This window comes from Advenella sp. FME57 (assembly GCF_014897675.1).
Classification (GTDB): domain Bacteria; phylum Pseudomonadota; class Gammaproteobacteria; order Burkholderiales; family Burkholderiaceae_B; genus Advenella.
This window is the reverse complement of sequence record NZ_JABUXU010000009.1, coordinates 1-19,480: the sequence shown is the minus strand read 5'-3', so window position 1 is coordinate 19,480 and position 19,480 is coordinate 1. Positions and strand designations below refer to the sequence as shown.

Here is a 19,480-nt window from a genome sequence, read left to right as displayed (position 1 = left end):
CACCATTCTATTACATTAATCCGCCATCTTTGTCCAAATACAGGCCACTGCCCGATAAGACAAAACAATCATGGCACCCCCGCTTGCTGCTGCCTCAGCCCCAGAACCGCTGCACCAGAAACCGGATGACCATGGCAAAACAAACCACCACGATCAACGGTCGGATCAGGCGGGCACCATGATTGACCGCCACCACCGAGCCCGATACCGATCCGACAATCTGACCACAGATCATGACCGCGCCGACAAGCCACAGCACCTGCCCGCCCACAATGAAAACCGCGACCGAGGCGACATTACTGGCGAAGTTGAACAATCGTGCCGCCCCCGAAGCCTTGACAATATGCATGCCGCGCAACGTGATATTGGCCAGGGAAAAGAAAGAACCTGCGCCTGGCCCGAAAAAACCGTCATAAAAACCAATGGCCGGTACCACGCCGAATTCAAAAGGCTTGGAACCAATGCGTGCGGCCCTTTCGGTCTGTCCTGCCGACGGAGTGAGCAGAAAATACAGCCCGATTGCCAGCAGAACAAGAGGAATCAGGAAATCCAGCACACTCGGGTCGACCATCTGGATCAGCACCGTGCCCAGGCCCGCCCCTGCAAAAGACATAAGGGCGGGCACACGCAGTTCGCGAAATTGAATCACGCCGCGACGCATCATGGTCAGTGATGACGCAAGCGTACCAATGCTGCCCTGCAGTTTATTGGTGGCCAGCACATTGAGCACCGGAAAGCCCATAAGCATCATGACTGGAATGACAATAAGCCCGCCGCCGCCGGCCAATGCGTCCACAAAACCGGCCAGCATGGCCACAAAAAACAAAATGAGAAAAACGTTCCAGCCCAGCTCTACGTCCATGTTGAACACCTGCTACCCTGTCCGGTCACGCCAGCCTGACGGGATAGAATACGAACAGGCCAGCGCTGCAACTATACCGGAAATTGCGCCCATCCAAGGTAAAATGAGCGCAGCACTATTCACGGGAAAGCCTGGCATTCGCCGTATTGGTCACCAGGCCGACCTTTTACTCAATATATCTGCCGCAAGTCAGGTATTTACCAGGAAGCTGCCGTATGTCCGGTTATTTGATGGTCAAACATTCTCACATGACCCTCGCCATTCTGAGTCTGCTGTTTTTTATTTTGCGCGCTGGCTGGTCGATCTCGGGGTCAGCGCTGCTGGCGCGGCCATTTGTGCGCATCGCGCCCCATGTGATTGACACGCTATTGCTGGTCTGTGGGCTGTACCTGCTGTCTTTCATCGGTATGCAGGCATTCATTGTGGCCAAGCTGATCGGGCTGGTGCTGTATATCGCACTGGGCACCATGGCGATCAAGCGGGCCCGCACTTGCCGACAAAAAGCCGTGTTTGCTGCGCTTGCAGTACTCACGTTCTTCTATATCATGGGCGCCGCAATCGAGCACAGTCCGTGGTCGTGGCTGAGCCCCACGCTGGGCGCATAAGCGATCAGTCGCCCGGTTCCTTGCTCCTTGCTAAACGGTAGCCAGGCTGTTGTCGCCACGCTGCCGGTCAATGAGCCCGTCAGGCAAGCTGCAGGCTCATCGTGCGATGGGCAATACCGGCATCCATATAGACATCGCCTTCGGCCACGAACCCGTAACGCGCATAAAACCCCATGGCATGAACCTGGGCACTAAGCACCACTTCGGCATCGCCGCGCGCCCGCGCTGCCTGAACCAGGCGCTGTAGTACCAGCCCGCCAATGCCGGTCCCTCTTGCTATCTTGCGCACTGCCATGCGGCCGATATGACCGTCAGGCAGCAGCCGTCCGGTCGCGATCGGCCGGTGCTGCGCGTCATAGGCGACTGCATGAATGCATTGCGCATCCATCTCGTCCATTTCCAGTTCTGGCGGCACCTGTTGTTCAAGCACGAACACTTCGTGCCGCACCATGGATGCATGGTCTTTGAGCGCCCCCCAGTTATCGACGCGCAGCACCGTCGCTGCTGCGTTGTTCGCGTTCTCGGGCGTATCGGGCTGTTTGCGTTCCATTATCATCACTCCGGCAATCAGGCCTGGGCCGGTGCAGGCGGCGTCTCGATGGGGCGCCAGTACCAGGTCCCGTCACCGTTCAAGTGCAAAAGATGCGTGTGTTGCGCAATCAATGTGCTGCGATGACCGACACTGATCAGTTTCAGATCGGGCAGGCGCTGATGTACCAGACGATACATAGCGTCTTCCAGGCCTTCGTCCATTGCCGACGTTGCCTCATCAATAAAAGCGGCAGACGGCGCTGCCAGGAGCAAACGGGCAAAGGCAACCCGCTGCTGCTCGCCCTGCGACAAGGTGTGCGACCAGCTGACGGTTTCCTCGATCCGCGATTGCAGGTGAGCCAGGTGAACATCAAGCAGGGCCTGCTGCCCTTTCTCCAGGCCGTCTGCCGGCACCGCATGCGGGTAATAAAGCGCCTCAAGCAGCGATCCTTCCGGCACGTACGGTTTCTGCGACAGGAACAGAATATCGTCCTCGGGACGCACGATCATGCCGCTGGAGTATGGCCACAGGCCGGCCACGGCACGCAGAATGGTGGTCTTGCCCGAGCCGGAGGGGCCCTGCAGCAGCCAGGACTGGCCTTTTTCCACGCGCAGGGACAGATCGTTGACCAGTTCCTGGCCCAACGGCGTGCGAATGCTCACACCCTCAAGCAGGACCGTGTCGCCATCCTGCCGGACATCAGGCTGTGGCAAGGCGTCGGCATTTTCAATATTAGTGAGAAACCCGTGCAGACGATTCAATGTAGCCCGGTAGCTGGCAAAGGTATCATACGCGTTACGGAAGAACGACAAGTTATCGTGCAGCGTGCCAAACGCCTGGGCACTCTGGGTCATGGCGCCCAGCGTAATCTGCTCGGAGAAAAAACGCGGCGCCTGAATAATAAAGGGGAAAATAACCGCGGTCTGCGAGACAAAGAAGTTGAACCCCTGGAACTTGACGCTTCGATGCACAATGGCCCAGACATTGCTGATAATCTGCTTAAAACGGCTCATCAGCTTGCCCATTTCGATTTTTTCGCCTTTGTAGAAAGCGATACTTTCGGCATATTCACGCACACGCACCAGGGAATACCGATAGTCCGCATTGAATTTCTCATCCAGGAAATTGAGCAGAATCAGAGGTCGGCCGATCCGGAATGCAAATACCGTAGCGATCAGGATGTAAATAAACAGGGCAAAGACCATGCCTCGCGGAATGGTGACCCCTGCCAGCGTGATGTCGCCGGACAAGGTCCACAGGATAATGGTAAAGGCGACTGCCGAAACCAGGGAACTGACCACGCCCAGACACAGGTCTAGCGACACCGTCACAAAACTGGAGATATCCTGCTGAATCCTTTGATCCGGATTATCCGCCGGGGTACTGAGGTAGTGGGAACGGTAATAACTAGTGTGCGACAGCCATTTGTTCAGGAACACGCCGTTGAGCGATTCGCGCCAGTTAATCGTAAAGGCTTGCTGCAGATAGAAGGTGACCAGGGAACGGACAATGTGGATACCGGCCAGAATGGTAAACACGCCCATCTGTATCCAAAAACTGGTCTCATCCAGTTTTTGCAGCGCCGTATACATGCTATTGTACCAGTTGGAAAACAGCACACTGACGCGTACGCCCGACAGACTGAGCAGCAGAATGACGCTGAACATCGCGATGGGACGTACTGAGCGCCGGGGATTGAAATAGTTGCCGGCCAGCTTCCAGAATTGCCGCCCCCAGTGCGTATAGCGAGTCAGCAACCAGCCGCTGACCACGATAGCGACAAATGAAATAACATAGGCCTGTATAAGCCAGAAGGCGCTATCCTTTAATTCCTGACCCCAGTCCATTCACACTCCTGTATCCTGATTTGTGCGCTGCATTGCGCGAACATCGGGCGCAGCATTCCGCAAAAAAGAGTCACTTTACCTTAACTGGCGGGGATTCTGTCAATCACGGCGTGCATAAATGTAATAATTATTGCGCTCGCAAGGACCTGAAAACCCATGGATTTATCTGCTACTATTTGATGATCTAAATAACTGGAGTCCCTTGATGGAGCTGTTGCTTGACCCAAATATATGGGTAGGCTTGATTACACTGATTGTTCTGGAGTTGGTGCTGGGCATAGACAACCTTGTCTTTATTGCCATTCTCGTCGATAAACTCCCCCCCAAGCAGCGTGACAAAGCTCGCATTACCGGACTTGCCCTGGCCCTGATCATGCGGCTCATGTTGCTGTCGGTCATGTCCTGGCTGATCAAACTGACCGCGCCGCTGTTTTCCCTTTACACGCTATCGTTCTCGGGCCGGGACCTGATCCTGATTTCAGGCGGTTTTTTTCTGCTGTTCAAGGGCACCCTAGAATTGCACGAGCGGCTTGAAGGCAAGACCAAAGCCTCTACCGGCCCGCGCGTCTACGCCGGCTTCGGCGTGATTGTCACACAGATCATCGTCCTGGATGCCATCTTTTCCCTGGACTCGATTATCACCGCTGTCGGTATGGTTGACCATCTGCCGGTCATGTTTGCCGCAGTGATCATTGCCATGGCGGTCATGCTGGTTGCATCCAAGCCCCTGACCAACTTTGTCAACCAGCATCCCACTGTTGTCGTGCTGTGCCTGGGGTTCCTGCTTATGATCGGCTTTTCGCTGCTGGCCGAAGGCTTTGGCTTCAAAGTGCCCAAGGGCTATCTGTACGCGGCTATCGGCTTTTCGGTCATGATCGAGATCTTCAACCAGATCGCGCGTCACAGCATCAAACGCACCGAAGCCACCCGCCCCATGCGCGAGCGTACGGCCGAAGGGATTTTGCGAATGCTGGGCAAACGCCCACCCGATGAAGCGCATATGGAAAACCCCAATCAGGAAGCTGAACAGCCCGTTGTCTTCGAAGACGAAGAACGCTATATGGTCAGCGGCGTGCTTACGCTTGCCGACCGCAGCATTCATTCGATCATGACGCCGCGTGCGGATATTTCATGGATCAATATCGAGGATGATATTAACAAGATCCGCGATGAAATCATCAACACGCCCCATACCTTCTTTCCGATCTGCCGCGGTGCGCTCGATGAAATCATCGGAGTCGGCCGGGCACGCGACCTGATTGCGGATATTCTTACCGAGGGCCGGATCAATGTCAAAAAACTGCGCAAACCGCTGGTGGTGCCCGAATCCATCAACATCCTGACACTGATCCAAACGCTCAAGGAAAGCCGCGGCCAGTTGGTGGTGATCACCGACGAATTCGGCGCGATCGAAGGCCTGGTCACCCCGATGGACGTTTTCGAAGCAATCGCCGGTGAATTTCCGGACGAAGACGAAACCCCCGACATTGTGGAGCTGGGCGAGGGACGCTGGATGATCGATGGTGCAGCCGATCTGCGTCACCTGGAGCAGATCCTGAACATCGACGGACTGTACGACGACAACGAAGAAACCGCCACGCTTGCCGGCTATCTTCTTCGACAGTTTGATCGGCTGGCCGAGCCTGGCGATGTATTCGAACTGGTGCATGGTCACATTAAAACCGTCTTTAAGGTCGTGGCCCTGGACGGCCGTCGTATCGGCCAGGTCAGCGTTGACCAGTATCGTGAGAAAAACCCCGAAGAGTTGCTGGACATATAGTCCACGATCTAGCGCACGGCCAGACCCGTGCGCCACTGGCAATAGCACATCGGTTTATAAACTTATTACCTGATTTTCAAAGCCCGCAATCGCGGGCTTTGTTTTACATTCTTTTTATCACAAACGAAATAAAACCACGAGCGCTACCGATATTGCAGATAAAGATAATATCTACAGCCCCGTATGCAGATGGTCCGGGTAATGATTGATCGAGCCGAATAAGGCATCCATGGCCCAATGTAGTTTCCTGATAATGTGTTTTTCTCAGTGCAGATGCAGCAATGTCAACTGTGAACGTGCAATCCGCATTCTCGGCTGTCCTGGTTTTCCCACCACCAGCGGCCGGCACGCGGGTCTTCGCCGACGCGGACCGCCTTTGTACAGGGGTCGCAGCCAATGCTTGGATACCCCTGGTAGTGCAGCGCGTTTACCGGCACCGAAAACCGGTCCACATACGCCCAGACTTCCTGCTCAGACCAGTCAAACAGCGGGTTGTATTTGCTGATCCCTCGAGCCTCATCCTGCTCATGCAAGTCCAGATCGCTGCGCGTGACCGATTGCTCACGACGCTGGCCTGTAATCCAGGCATCGGCATCCGCCAGTGCCGCCGCCAACGGTATCACCTTGCGTATATCACAGCACTGGCGGCGCGCCTGCAAACTTTCGTAAAAGCCATTAATACCGTGCTGTTCGATATAGGCCTGCACAGCCGATTCTTCTGGCGTGTAAATAGCGAGCCGTATGCCGTAACGAGTCTGAATCTGATCCAACAATGCAAGTGTTTCCGCCGGCAGACGACCGGTTTCCAGAGTAAATATGTCAATATACGTCGCGATATCCCGATATTGTTCGCTTTGTCCCGCCTCACGCAATATCACGTCTGTAATAACCATGTCTTCCGCCGACAAACTGGATGCCAGACGCGTGCGCTGGTGTGTTCGAGCGATACCTAACAAGCGTTCGCGCAGTTGCAGGCATTTGGCGTCGAGCGCAGCCGGATCAATCGTACGCTTTGGCGGCTTCCACAGAATCGGCTGTTCAGAGAACATTGCTTGAGTTTGCGCGGAGTGAAAATTCATAATATGTCCGTCCAATGCTTAGTCCGCTACCCGATGGGCAGGCAAGACTACTTCGGTAAGGCTTTATCTTATCGGTTCATCACAGGAATAAGAACGAATAAATAGGTCTTTATTTATAGATAGCGGATATAAACCAGTACGTTCAGATAGTGCTGCATTGAAAAACGATAGCGTAGATACCCGTTGCGCAAAGAGACTGGGTATGTGCCTTCTGCAGTCCTTGTTATCCCGGCAGGCAGCAAAATATGCAAGTAATATAAGCGAAACCGCCAGCTATTCTTTTTGAGAAAAAGATCGGAATAAGCCGCATTAAACCCTAACAACTTGTGCAAGGCAACGGACTTGCCAGCACTGTCAGACGCAAACCAGGTTGCCAAGCTCCCCTTACAAGTGCCCGTTCAGCGCGCGGCCAATATCAGTTGGGCGCCTTTTTCTGCAATCAGCATGGCTGGCGCGTTTGTATTTCCCGAAGTGATGGTTGGCATGACAGAAGCATCGACAACACGCAACCTATTGATCCCATGCACGCACAGATTGGCGTCGACCACGGCCATGTCATCGGTGCCCATCTTGCAGGTGCCCACCGGGTGAAAGATGGTTGTGCCAATATCGCTGGCTGCCCGTATAAGGTCGTCGTCGGTTTTGGCCAGCGGGCCTGGCCGGAACTCCTGAGGCGTGTATTTTTCCAGCGCAGCCTGATCGGCGATACGCCGTGTCAGCCGGATGCTTTCCAGGGCAACCTGGACATCTTCGTCCGTGCTCAGATAATTGCATAGAATATCAGGCCGGTCTTCAAGCGAAGGAGAAACAATGGTCACCATACCGCGGCTGGTTGGCCGAATGTTACATACGGAGGCAGTAAAGGCTGGAAACGGATGCAGACCATCGCCGAATTTTTCCAGCGATAGCGGCTGTACATGATATTCCACATTGGCGCGTTGCTGCCTGGGAGAGGAACGCGCAAAAATACCCAGCTGTGACGGCGCCATCGTCAATGGCCCCTTTTTCATAAAGGCGTACTGCAGGCCCATATACGCCTTGGACAACGGTGACTGCATCATCGTGTTGAGCGTGCGCACCTTGTTTACCTTGTAAATCATACGCAGCTGCAGATGATCCTGCAGATTGCGCCCCACCCCCGGCAAATGATGAATGAGTGGAATGCCCAGCGACTTCATGAGATCGCCGGCCCCTACGCCGGAGCGCTGGAGGATTTGTACCGAGCCAATGGCGCCGGCGCTGAGAATGACTTCTCGGCGTGCATTGGCGTGGAAAAAGTGGTCGTTATGGCGAAAGCGCAAGCCCTGGGCCGTCCGGTCTGTGAAATTGACACGGTCTATCATTGCATTTGTGATAACGGTCAGGTTGCTGCGCTCCTTGATCGGCCGCAGGAATGCAGTGGCGGCGCTGAAACGCACGCCTTTTTTCTGGGTGACATGAAAATACGAAGAACCTTCATTGTCACCACAATTGAAGTCTTCAATTTGGGGAATGCCTGCCTGTTCGGCTGCCCGGCGAAAGGCATTCAGGATATCCCAGCGCAAACGCTGCTGCTCGACGCGCAGCTCGCCGTGGCCACCATGGAATGCCGTATCGCCCGCGTAATGATGTTCGAATTTTTTGAACAGCGGCAGCACATCATCCCAGCCCCAGCCCGGGTTGCCGGCGTCGCGCCAGCCATCGTAATCCTCTTTTTGCCCCCGCATGTAGATCATGCCATTGATGGCGGAACTGCCACCAAGCACGCGGCCGCGCGGATAGGCAATACTGCGGCCATTGAGCCCGGCGTCGGGGTGCGTGGTAAAGCACCAGTCGGTATTGGGATTGCCGATGCAATAAAGATAACCTACCGGAATATGCAACCAGCGCCATTTATCGTCACCGCCTGCCTCCAGCAGCAGCACCTTGCAGGAAGGGTCTGCGGACAAACGGTTGGCCAGCAGGCAGCCTGCCGAACCGGCACCCGCAATGATGTAGTCAAAGTCGCCATATAGCGTTGTTGTTTCTGCCATGCTCCCACTCTGCTTATTATTATTTGTTATACGGATAGGTCCGTATCCTGATCATTATTGAAAATATTCAACGTTATGACAACGCGTATTTCTACCTATTAGAGTCATAAGCTGTAAGCACACGCGACTGATGTGTCCGAATCAAACCTGATTGCGGATATCGTTACGTACGAACGCATTGATGTTGTCCACCAGCTGGTCCGCCAGCACCTGAATCGCCTGGCGGCTGGCCCACGCCACATGCGGCGTCAGGATAAAATCCGGTCGGTTCATCAGGCGCATAAACGGGTGGGTATCGGGCATGGGTTCCTGAGTGACAACATCGAAACCTGCGCCACCGATACTGTTGTTTTCCAGGGCGTCTGCCAGCGCGGCTTCGTCCACCAACCCGCCCCTGGCCGTGTTGATCAAAATAGCGGTCGGCTTCATTTGCGCCAGCTCTGCCGCGCCAATCATATGACGGGTTGTCGGAGTCAGGGGCAGGTGCAGCGAGAGGATATCAGCCTGTGCGATTACCTCTTCAAAGGGGGTATGCGTTTGCTTTACATCAGTCTCTCCCTTGCGAGCGGCAAACAGCACTTTCATGCCCAATGCCTGGGCGCGCTTGGCAACCGCGCTGCCAAGCGCGCCGGAACCGAAAATACCGATAGTGCTGTCGGCCAGATCGCTGACCGGATAATCAAAATAGCAAAACTGGCCGCTTTGCGCCCAGCGCCCCTGGCTGACCGAGCGATGATAGGGAAGCAAACTGCGACGCAGTGCAAAAATCAATGCAAGTGTATGCTCGGGCACGGTATTGACCGCATAGTTGCGGATATTGGTCACAACAATACCCTTGTCGCGGCATGCTTCTATGTCAACGATATTGGTCCCGGTTGCCGCCACAGCCACCAGTTTAAGCTCGCCCGCCTGCGCCACGTCTTGCGCCGACACCGGCACCTTGTTGGTAATCACGATTTGCGCGTTCCGAATCCGCTGGGCAACGTCGGCCGGCGCAGTCTGGTCGTAGGCAGTCACTTCATGCTCGAACTCAAACGCCTTGAGCGCGATAAAGTCAGGCAACGTGGCCCGATCAAGAAAGACAATGCGGGCTGAAGAAGACATGAGTTTTCCTGTGAAAGTCAAAACAAGACTATACCATTGCCTGCCATTGACTAAAATAGCGGTTTTGGTGAACCCGTTGTTTGTAAACCGACATGCCCTCTCCTGTCACGCCTCTTCCTGTCATGCCTCCTCTGTACCCATCGCTGCGTCAGGCAGCACTAGATGCCCTGGCCGAACCCGACCCCTGCAAAAAAATCACCGCTGTTGACCAGTTGGTATCTACGCTGCCCGTGCGCGCCGATCTGGTCCTGCAACCGATGCGGCCACTGCCGGGTCGCCCGCAACGGCCGCAACTGGTGGACCCGCGCGAGGTATCGGTACGCTCGACGCAGACGCAACAGGGAAAAGCGGCGCTCATTCACTCCATTGCCCATATCGAATTCAATGCCATCAACCTGGCGCTGGATATCATCTGGCGCTTTCCCGGCATGCCCGATGATTTCTACTACGACTGGCTGCAGGTCGCCCGGGAAGAGGCCTATCACTTTTCCCTCGTGCGGGGGCACCTGGCCTCTTGTGGCTATCAGTATGGCGATTTTGCGGCCCATAATGGTTTATGGGACATGGCGGAAAAAACTGCCAACGACATTCTGGCCAGGCTTGCACTGGTGCCGCGTACGCTGGAGGCGCGCGGCCTGGATGTATCCCCGGCCATCCAGAACAAGTTGCGGGCCGTCAACGACGACCGCGGCGTGCAGATCCTGGATATTATTCTGCGCGACGAAATCGGTCATGTCAAAACCGGCAATCGCTGGTACCTGCACTGCTGCGAGCAGCAAAACCAGGAGCCCGTTGCCGCTTATGCGGCGCTGATCGATACCTATCGCGTCGGCAAGCCTCGCGGGCCCTTCAATGTCCAGGCCAGAATGGCGGCCGGATTCACCCAGGCCGATATTGACTGGCTGAATTCCTTATAATTGCATTATTGGTCTTCACAGGCCGGCCTGATCCGGGCCTTGGCAATAGAACCAATGCCTTTTCATACTGACGGAAAAATTATGGACGTTCTGGTACTTGGGGCCGGCATCATCGGGCTGACAACTGCTTATTATCTCAACCGGGACGGGTTCAACGTCACCGTTATCGAGAGAAACAGCGACGTTGCGCTGGAGACTAGCTATGCCAACGGTGCACAACTGTCATACAGTTACGTGGCGCCACTGGCCGGCCCGGGCGTCATGAGTCACGTGCCCAAATGGCTGCTGGACCGCAACTCGCCCCTGCGTTTTCGCCCCAGCCTGGATCCGGCCACCCTGTGCTGGAACGTGCGTTTTGTCAAAGCCTGCAATGCGGCTCAAAGCAACCAAACGACGCGACAATTGCTTTCACTGTCGTTTCTCAGCCGTGACCTGTATCACGACATGATGCAACAGGAGGCCATCTCCTTTGACCATAAACGGGCAGGCAAGCTGGTTGTGCATCGCAGCCGCGATTCTTTCGAGCATGCCGTCGAACAGCTGGACTTTCAGCGTTCACTGGGTTGCGAGCAACGTGCCATGTCGGTTGAAGAATGTATCTCGCTGGAGCCAGCCCTGCAGCGTATGCGGGATCACCTGAGCGGCGGCATCTTTACCGAAAGCGAAGAAAGCGCAGACTGCTTCCAGCTTGCCGTTGCCCTGAAAAACATTTTGCAGCAACGCGGCGTCACCTTCCGCTTCAATACCACCGTCAGCCGGCTTGCGGCCGACAGCAATCGCAAAGTGAGTGTACAAACAACCGCCGGAGAACACCTTACGCCGGATCATATCGTGGTGGCACTGGCATGCGAGAGCACAGCGCTACTCAAACCGCTGGGCATTGCGGTGCCGGTCAGTCCGCTCAAAGGATACAGCCTCACAGTGCCCATTGAGCGAGCCGCCGACGCGCCGATGGTCAGCATCACCGATTATGAACGCAAGGTAGTCTATGCAAGGCTGGGGGAGCGCCTGCGCATCGCCGGCATGGCCGACATGGTGGGCCTGAACCGCCGCATCGATACCTCACGTATTGAAGCGCTGAAGCAGGAAGCCCGCAATTTGTTTCCCGATGCGGGCAATTATGATCTGGCCACGCTCTGGACCGGGCTGCGTCCGGCTACGCCAAAAGGCAAACCCATTATTGATGCAACCCGATATGGTAACCTGTGGCTCAATATTGGCCAAGGAGCCCTGGGCTTTACCCTGGCCCCGGGTTCTGCAAGCGTGATCAGCCATTTGCTGCGCGGCCAGGCACTGCCATTTGGCAAAAACGTGTTTACGCTGGCTGATGCCTGAGCGCCAGGCACAGACGGTGTAAAGGCCGAATTGGCGGTGTACCCTGCCTTTGTGCTGCTCACTGCGCGCCGCATGCAACAGCCGGCCAATTGCCCTGGCAATATACAGCTGGCGGACCAGTTATGGTTGCAGTCAGGCAAAGGAGACCAATCCATGACGCATGCCGTATTTTGTACCCGAAACGCAATGAAGCATCCATGCGCCGAACCACCCCGGCCCAACCTTGTTTTTATGCGAATATACCCTTATCTAACATTCGCTTATCAAACGTTTATCTAACGCTTATCCAACGTTTACTGATTCAGATTTACTGCCTCATTAACCCGCGCCCGTCATGCGATTTCGCAATGCAAATCCCTAACGGTCGTTTTGTGCCCATCGAGACCCGCTGCCATGCTCCAGAAAATTCTCCTGCCCATTATCGTCTTTATCATTGTCCTGATCGGACTGACCTTCGGCGAAGGCGTGTTCACCGCGCTGGCTGTGTGGCTGCATGACATCACCGGTCTGGTCATCTATAACTTTTCCGATCTGTATTACACCGTCTCCGAATACGTCTCCCGGCATCCCGTCAAAATACTGGTCGCCCTGGTGGTGACGGCTATCGTGTGCATCTGGATATACAAGAACAAGGATGAAGAACTGACACGCCAGGCAAGCTCCCGTAAAATAGCCATTTTTCTGGCGATTTTCCTGGGCTGGCTGGGCGCGCACCGCTTTTACAACGGCCAGATAGGCATGGGGATGCTGTATCTGATCATCAGTTTCATCTGGTTGCCGCTCACGGTATTTCTAAGCCTGATTGATGCGGTAAGATATATTTTCATGAATGACGAAGAATACCGTCTGCGCATTCAATCGTCATAATAACCACGCGGCAGGGGTACAGGCGGCCCGACACTTCTGCCCACGTCAACGACGCAAGGAGCGCACGTGAATCTGAACGACCTGACCATTGCCACTGATAATCTTAACCAGCCACGATTGCTGAATCACTGGCAATGGCTCCTGCCAGCCCAGGTCGAAATTCTGCTTGTCACCAAAACGGCAGACTGCTTTTTGCTTGAGCCTGAAACCGGTCATATTCTGTTTCTGGACACCAACGACGGTGAACTGGAGCACATTGCCTCGGACTTTGATGAGTTTCGCGCTGTGCTTGCCGATCCCGAATTCATTACCGATTACTTCTCGCTGCTGCTGATGGCATCAAAGCTGGAAACCCCGTTACCTGAAAATTCTGTTTTTGCGCTCGCAACCCCCCCGGTCTTGGGTGGATCGTTCGAAACCGACGAACTGACGCTGGTAGATATTTACCAGTATTTCGATGAAATGGGTGCGCTCTGGCAAAAGCTGAGCCAGATCGAGCTCCCGGACGACACGGCCGATGAACCTGGTTCGTCCTCGGATACTGATAGCGACAGTAAAAAACCCGAATAGAGATCGACACCAAACGTTGCAGCGCATTAAGCAGGACAAACTGATGAGTGACCCCCTTCCGATACAGGCTTGCACACTAAAGCATTTTCCAGCAGAACTTGCCACGACGGCACCCGAAACCTTCGCCGCAGCCCGGCTTAACGTTTACGACAACGCCTTTGCGTTCCCGTTGGCGGTGCTGAACCAGCCGGCCCTGGAACACAATTTGCAATGGATGCAGCGTTTTGCCCGCGACAAAGGTGTTAGCCTTGCGCCGCATGGCAAAACCACCATGTCGCCTGAACTGTTTGGCCAACAACTTGCCGCCGGTGCGTGGGGGCTCACCTTTGCTACCATGTTTCAGGCCCAGACCGGCATTCAGGCCGGTGCAAAGCGTATTATTATTGCCAATCAGGTTGTATGTGATGCCGACCTGCGCCAATTACAGTCACTTTTGCAAATGCATCCCGACCTGCGCATTTGGTTTCTGGTCGATTCAATTGAACAGGTCGCTTATATCGAAGCCTGGGCTAGACGTTACAGTGAGGACAACCAGCAGCAAAGCATACGCTTTGACTGCCTGCTGGAAATCGGTATTGCAGGCCAGCGTACAGGCTGCCGCCAATTGGAACAGGCTCTGGCGCTGGCCCGCTGCATACATCAATCATCCGTACTCGCGCTGGGCGGCATCGAATGCTACGAAGGAAACCTGGCCACCGACACAGAAAAGGACAAGCCGGCCGTTGACGCACTCATGGCCCGTTGTGAAGCAGTCGCGCGCGCCTGCGCTCAACAGCAGCTGTTCGACACTGACGAAATCATTATCTCGGCCGGCGGCTCGGCCATTTTTGATCTGGTCGTCCCCGGTCTGAAAATCAGCCTGGATCGGCCAGTACGAGGCGTACTGCGCTCGGGATGCTATATCACACACGACCACGGCGTCTATAAGCGTCATCTGGCCAAAGTCCAGGAGCGCGAGCACCTGCAGGAAAGCCTAAGGGCGGCCCTGGAGGTATGGACCATGGTGCAGTCGGTGCCGGAACCCGGGCTGGCGCTGCTTACCTGCGGTAAACGGGACATTTCCTATGACCTTACGTTGCCCTTTGTCACTGGCTACGCGCCGGTAGGTGAACGGGTTCGCAGCGCGCCGGAACCGACCTGGCAAATCACTGCGCTCAATGACCAGCACGCCTATTTACATTTTGACGCTGCCGGCCCTGCTCCTGCTGTGGGCGACAGGATCATGCTGGGCATCTCCCATCCCTGCACGACATTTGATAAGTGGAAATGGATGCCTGTTATTGATGACACGGGCCAGGCGCGGTCCTACATTACTACGCGCTTCTGAATTCTACTTCCCGGCTTACATTGCGCGCTGTTACGGCTATGTAGACCATGGCTGCCTGCTGCGGCGCATTCGTATCAGCGCCGGCCAAAGGCCTTGCCGGACTGTGGCTATGCGTAGCAACCGGCCTGCTGCCACATTCGCCGTGCATTCCATGTGAAAGGTCGGTGTCAGAACAGAATATTCCACCTACGATCAGACCAGACCAGCAAGGCTGATACTACGGTGCTGGCAAACATCACCATGACAAACAGTGGCGTGCCCTGCTCCATCCAGCCTGTGTTTAGCAAAATATTGATAAAGAATACGTGCGTCAGGTAAATGGCGGTAGAAAGCTTGGACAGAAAGTCCGTATTCAGTCTTGCAGAGCGGCTGTGAAAAAAAATGAAAAGCAGCGGACACAGCACCAGCAGAGAAAGGTACATATCTACGCCCGCCTTGGCGGGGTGCAGAAAATAGTGCACGGAGCTTTCCGCTACCAGCAGCATGACTGACGCAAATATGGCGCACAGCAATTGTGGGTCACGACGAGGCAATTTGTGCAGGCGGTGTTTGGCGATCAAATACCCTATGGCAAACAGGGGAAAGCCAAAGAACAGAAAGTTGCGGAAAATCCAGCCAGAATTCAACAGATACCCCGCTACCCCTTCTTCGATCGGCGCATAATTGCCAATTGCCTGCAACACATAGCCCATCACAAACAACGCTACGGCAGAGATAAGAATGTGTTTGTCACTGCGTGTACGCAATACATGCAATACCGCCCCGGCGCCCAAGGTGCCCACCAGATACCATAAATGATGATAGCCAAACACCAGCTTTTCCAGCAGGCCAATCTGATCACGGGCGAGCTCCCAGTGTACCGGCCAATAGAATGGCAAATACAGCAACATCCAGATACCGTACAACACAGCCAGGCGTTTGGCCCAATTAGTAAAGGAACGATTTCGGGCTATCAACGGATAGAAGTAAAAACCATTGATGATAAAGAAGGTCGGCACGGCAATGCGAAGCAGCCCGTTCACGAATATGTAATTAAGATACTCGGCGGTCTCTGTAAACAACGACGCATGCAGGGCAACCACCATCATTGCCAATGCTATCTTCAGCCCATCTGTTCCCGCGTTACGCTGCATGTATCGTCCTCTGTTGAATCATATATTGTAACGATCCGAGGCGCTCAAGGCATGAAGGATGCCTACCAATTGCTGTGGAATGTAACTGAAAGCATTGGGATGCCAGATTTCAACGTAGCGAGCGAGCCAATAGCGGGAAAGACCAAAGCAGTTGTCCCTCCTTGGCTAATACTGGGGTCAGCACACAATCCAGTTGTTGAGCGACGATTAATTTGCTTACGAGAGTGTCTGCTCATATTAAATGAGCTCTATACCAACGGCTTTGAAAAGGCTATTTAAGATGCGTTTTCCTTAGTGGGCCAATACGCGGCACTACATAAACGAACCGTTTCACGAATAGATAAAACAATAATCATTGTCACGATAATCGAAATTTCGCCGTTGGCTTATGCGTACCTGTTGTCGCGACAAGGGAATCGCATTGACAGTGTCCTGGCGATGTATTTGCATACAGATGCCATCAACTGTCTATTCCGCTCAGTTGAGCTACTAGCCTGAATAGGCCGTGCAATGCAGATTGGTTCTTTTCAGGCATATGGGCGTTTTACCACAACAAGAAGCTTCGTTTGCGGTAGGTCAAAACAACTTCAAGTAATACAAACCAAACAAAAGTGATCGCAGTACCATATATGCGAAACGTGATTGATTGGTCCGGTCATAGTCTTGAAGTAAACGCCATGAAAGTATTGAAATCTCTACTGTTGTTTCTTTTATTGATGTTGGGTGCCGGTTATGCAGGCTCGCAGCTACTGCTTCATGAACGAGCACCGGCAGATAACCAACAAGTCGATATTCTGGATCCGCAACTCATTCAAAGAGGCAAATACATTGCCCGCACAGCTGATTGCATCGCCTGTCACACCACCGCCGACGGTCAGCCATTTGCCGGCGGACTAGCGATGGACACTCCATTGGGCGTCATTTATTCGACCAATATCACGCCAGACAGGGAGACTGGTATAGGTGCCTACACATTCAGTCAGTTCGATAATGCCGTGCGTCACGGAGTCAGTGCCACAGGGACTCCGTTGTATCCCGCCATGCCCTATCCCTCCTACACAATCATGCCGCAAGCGGATATCAAGGCACTGTATGCCTATTTTATGTCCGAAGTCATACCTGTCAGGCAGCCTAATGAAAGCTCCACCTTCCCCTGGCCCTTGAACTTGCGTTGGCCCATCGCCTGGTGGCAGGCGTTGTTCGCGCCGAACCGCCAGTTCGTTGCCGAGGATCCAACCGATACGCGCTTGTCGCGCGGCCAGTATCTGGCCGAAGGCCCAGGGCATTGCGGCGCCTGTCATACTCCTCGCGGCCTCTTCTATCAGGAAAAAGCACTGAGACTGGCTGATGGGGACAGCTATTTGTCCGGCGCCGTCATTGATGGCTGGCGCGCCAAGAGCCTACGAGGCGAAGCGCGGGGACTACAGTCCTGGAGTCAGGAAGACCTGGAACTGTTTTTCAAAACCGGGCGCAATAACATTGCTGCAGCCTTCGGCGCAATGGCCGACGTAGTACAGCACAGTACCCAGTACTTTTCCGATGACGATATCGGTGCATTATCGGCTTATCTTAAGCGGCTGCCTCCGGTTTCGGACAAACTACAGCATTTTTCCGACAAAACAGATACGACCACAGCAGCGCTCTTGACTCGGAACAATCCCGGCAGCCTGGGCGCTATCGTATACATGCAATATTGCGTTACCTGTCATCGCGCTGATGGCAAGGGTATGGCGCGCATATTCCCTGCACTCGCGGGAAATTCGGCCATTTACGCGCGCAATCCCCAATCGGTCATCCAAATCGTCCTGGAAGGCGGGCGGATGCCGCATACCCAATACGACCGCATGGCATTTGCCATGCCGGGTTTTGCTCAACTGAGCGACGAACAGCTACTCTCAGTTATCAATTTCATTCGTAACGGCTGGACAAACCAGGCACCCGAAGTTCAGCGCAAGGACATTCAACATATGCGGCAATTCCTCGCCGACAAAGCGGTTAACTCCAATACGTTTCAGGAGGGAATACATGAATAAATTCATTATCCATCTGCTGGCCTGTTGCAGTATGTACGCAACCGAGATCCCCGCCTCCCCGCAGGCAACGGAATTGGACACGCTCACGGGCACACCACAACGCTATAGTGTAAAAGACAAGGATGGTAGAACTTTGCCCGATTACATCGTACCCGACGATCAAAGCATTTTGAACGAACAAAACGCAGACGAAATCCTGTACGGAAAACGTCTTCTAAATGAAACCAATCGCCTGTTGCCAGATTACGTAAAATCACAAATGGCATGCAACAGCTGTCATATCGCTCAGGGCAAAGTGCCTCTGGGCGCGCCGTTCATCAATACCTATAATGCTTTCCCACAGCCCAACCCGAGGGCAGGACGGGTATTTAGCCTTGCCGACCGGATAAACGGCTGTATGCAACGCTCTATGAACGGCAAGCCTCTTGCTGAAGACAGCAAGGAAATGAAAGCGATGATCGCCTATATGAAGTGGCTGGCTCAGGGACTGCCTCACGGGGCGAAAGTGGATATTCGCAACGCGGGCCGGATCGATATGACATTGAAACCAGACCCACTGCGCGGCGCAGAAATTTACCGACAATATTGTGCAAGCTGTCACGGCGATAATGGTGAAGGCAAGCGTGATTCAGCCGGCAATATAGCTTTCCCTCCGCTGTGGGGAGATGAATCATTCAATATTGGCGCCGGCATGGCGAGAACCTACAAAGCCGCCGCTTTCGTCAAATACAACATGCCCATGAGTGTCCATACAGGAGGGCTATGGGGCGCTGGCAACGTGCTGACAGACCAGCAGGCAATCGACGTAGCTGAGTACTTTACCCACCAGGACCGTCCTGACTTTGCTGGCAAAGTGAACGATTGGCCTAATGGGAAAAAACCAAAGGACGCCCGTTACTAGGCGCATGGCCATTATGAAAGTAAGGCACCTCCGGCTGGCGTCGGCGCCGCGTTGTCAATGTGCTGGTATTGATCAACATTGTGTTCAGATGTGATGAAGTCGGTTCTACGGTCCCATCAGAAAAGCCCGGTGGCATTTTAGAACAAAGGAGATCCTAGCAGACTGGTTCATAAGGGGCAGTTCGAGACAGGCATCCACGGCCAATTCATCAATCTGTTGACATTAAGGCGCACCATTGCAGTGATCTATAAAAGATAATGGCCGCTTATGCGGCCATGTCCATATGTGTTTATAGCCCATCTATTCTGGGCGGTCTCAAGAGTGCGCAAGGACGTTGTTAATGAAAATAAATTCGTCTGCCAGGCTGTCCACTCATATTAATTGGACAGGATCTTTGAATGATACGTTCTCAGATTACGGCAATTGAATCACCATTTGGCGTAGTCACGGGAAGTGCATGCCGTACTGAGGCAGCGCATAAAACAATATTCGCATAAATAACGCGTGCGTTAAAGCACAAACGCCCCGCAATGGTTAAATTGCGGGGCGTTTGAAGGAATAAAAAGCCTGACGATG

The 19,480-nt window shown here is 54.0% G+C and carries 17 protein-coding genes; 10 read left to right on the top strand and 7 right to left on the bottom strand.

The window, feature by feature from the left end; translation table 11 throughout:
• Positions 1-94 precede the first annotated feature (94 nt).
• Positions 95-862 (bottom strand): TSUP family transporter, encoded by a 768-nt coding sequence (locus tag INT32_RS11645; RefSeq protein WP_193088909.1) that lies wholly within the window; start codon positions 860-862, stop codon positions 95-97.
• A 215-nt stretch (positions 863-1,077) separates the two neighbouring features.
• On the opposite strand from INT32_RS11645, the gene INT32_RS11640 reads away from it, so the two are divergent.
• A complete protein-coding gene (locus tag INT32_RS11640; protein WP_193088908.1) occupies positions 1,078-1,467 on the top strand; it encodes a SirB2 family protein in 390 nt (129 codons plus the stop codon).
• Between the two features lie 79 nt (positions 1,468-1,546).
• Here INT32_RS11640 and INT32_RS11635 read toward each other — a convergent pair whose 3' ends face one another.
• Together INT32_RS11635 and INT32_RS11630 are read right to left on the bottom strand one after the other, a co-directional pair.
• Positions 1,547-2,017, bottom strand: a complete 471-nt coding sequence (locus INT32_RS11635) for a GNAT family N-acetyltransferase (protein WP_193088907.1) — start codon at positions 2,015-2,017, stop codon at positions 1,547-1,549.
• A gap of 17 nt (positions 2,018-2,034) precedes the next feature.
• Positions 2,035-3,846, bottom strand: a complete 1,812-nt coding sequence (locus INT32_RS11630; protein ID WP_193088906.1) for an ABC transporter ATP-binding protein/permease — start codon at positions 3,844-3,846, stop codon at positions 2,035-2,037.
• Positions 3,847-4,051: 205 nt separating this feature from the next.
• On the opposite strand from INT32_RS11630, the gene INT32_RS11625 reads away from it, so the two are divergent.
• Positions 4,052-5,626 (top strand): TerC family protein, encoded by a 1,575-nt coding sequence (locus tag INT32_RS11625; protein WP_193088905.1) that lies wholly within the window; start codon positions 4,052-4,054, stop codon positions 5,624-5,626.
• Between the two features lie 284 nt (positions 5,627-5,910).
• On the opposite strand, the gene INT32_RS11620 is transcribed toward INT32_RS11625, so the two are convergent.
• The 3 genes from INT32_RS11620 to INT32_RS11610 form a co-directional block, all read right to left on the bottom strand.
• On the bottom strand, positions 5,911-6,705 hold the full coding sequence (locus INT32_RS11620; protein ID WP_193088904.1) for a phosphoadenylyl-sulfate reductase: 795 nt from the start codon (positions 6,703-6,705) through the stop codon (positions 5,911-5,913).
• Between the two features lie 398 nt (positions 6,706-7,103).
• Complete coding sequence (locus INT32_RS11615; RefSeq protein ID WP_193088903.1) at positions 7,104-8,717, bottom strand: GMC family oxidoreductase; 1,614 nt, start codon at positions 8,715-8,717, stop codon at positions 7,104-7,106.
• A gap of 141 nt (positions 8,718-8,858) precedes the next feature.
• The gene (locus INT32_RS11610) at positions 8,859-9,821 is read right to left on the bottom strand and encodes a D-2-hydroxyacid dehydrogenase (protein ID WP_193088902.1); all 963 of its coding nucleotides are present in this window, start codon (positions 9,819-9,821) and stop codon (positions 8,859-8,861) included.
• A 92-nt stretch (positions 9,822-9,913) separates the two neighbouring features.
• Here INT32_RS11610 and INT32_RS11605 point away from each other — a divergent pair, with 92 nt between their 5' ends.
• From INT32_RS11605 to INT32_RS11585, 5 genes are all read left to right on the top strand, one after another.
• Positions 9,914-10,738 carry a ferritin-like domain-containing protein gene (locus tag INT32_RS11605; RefSeq protein ID WP_226816939.1) on the top strand — a complete coding sequence of 275 codons (825 nt, stop codon included), beginning with the start codon at positions 9,914-9,916 and terminating at the stop codon, positions 10,736-10,738.
• A gap of 81 nt (positions 10,739-10,819) precedes the next feature.
• Positions 10,820-12,073 (top strand): D-amino acid dehydrogenase, encoded by a 1,254-nt coding sequence (locus INT32_RS11600; protein ID WP_193088901.1) that lies wholly within the window; start codon positions 10,820-10,822, stop codon positions 12,071-12,073.
• Between the two features lie 393 nt (positions 12,074-12,466).
• Positions 12,467-12,940, top strand: a complete 474-nt coding sequence (locus tag INT32_RS11595) for a TM2 domain-containing protein (RefSeq protein WP_193088900.1) — start codon at positions 12,467-12,469, stop codon at positions 12,938-12,940.
• Between the two features lie 66 nt (positions 12,941-13,006).
• Positions 13,007-13,510, top strand: a complete 504-nt coding sequence (locus tag INT32_RS11590; RefSeq protein ID WP_193088899.1) for a T6SS immunity protein Tdi1 domain-containing protein — start codon at positions 13,007-13,009, stop codon at positions 13,508-13,510.
• 43 nt (positions 13,511-13,553) lie between these two features.
• Positions 13,554-14,837: an amino acid deaminase gene (locus tag INT32_RS11585; RefSeq protein ID WP_193088898.1), complete on the top strand. Its 1,284-nt coding sequence runs from the start codon at positions 13,554-13,556 to the stop codon at positions 14,835-14,837.
• A gap of 167 nt (positions 14,838-15,004) precedes the next feature.
• On the opposite strand, the gene INT32_RS11580 is transcribed toward INT32_RS11585, so the two are convergent.
• On the bottom strand, positions 15,005-15,970 hold the full coding sequence (locus INT32_RS11580) for an acyltransferase (protein ID WP_193088897.1): 966 nt from the start codon (positions 15,968-15,970) through the stop codon (positions 15,005-15,007).
• 51 nt (positions 15,971-16,021) lie between these two features.
• Here INT32_RS11580 and INT32_RS11575 point away from each other — a divergent pair, with 51 nt between their 5' ends.
• From INT32_RS11575 to INT32_RS11565, 3 genes are all read left to right on the top strand, one after another.
• Complete coding sequence (locus INT32_RS11575; RefSeq protein WP_193088896.1) at positions 16,022-16,249, top strand: hypothetical protein; 228 nt, start codon at positions 16,022-16,024, stop codon at positions 16,247-16,249.
• 398 nt (positions 16,250-16,647) lie between these two features.
• Positions 16,648-18,003, top strand: a complete 1,356-nt coding sequence (locus tag INT32_RS11570; protein WP_193088895.1) for a cytochrome c — start codon at positions 16,648-16,650, stop codon at positions 18,001-18,003.
• Positions 17,996-18,904, top strand: a complete 909-nt coding sequence (locus tag INT32_RS11565) for a c-type cytochrome (RefSeq protein WP_226816937.1) — start codon at positions 17,996-17,998, stop codon at positions 18,902-18,904. Before INT32_RS11570 ends, INT32_RS11565 begins: the two co-directional genes overlap by 8 nt.
• Positions 18,905-19,480: the final 576 nt, after the last annotated feature.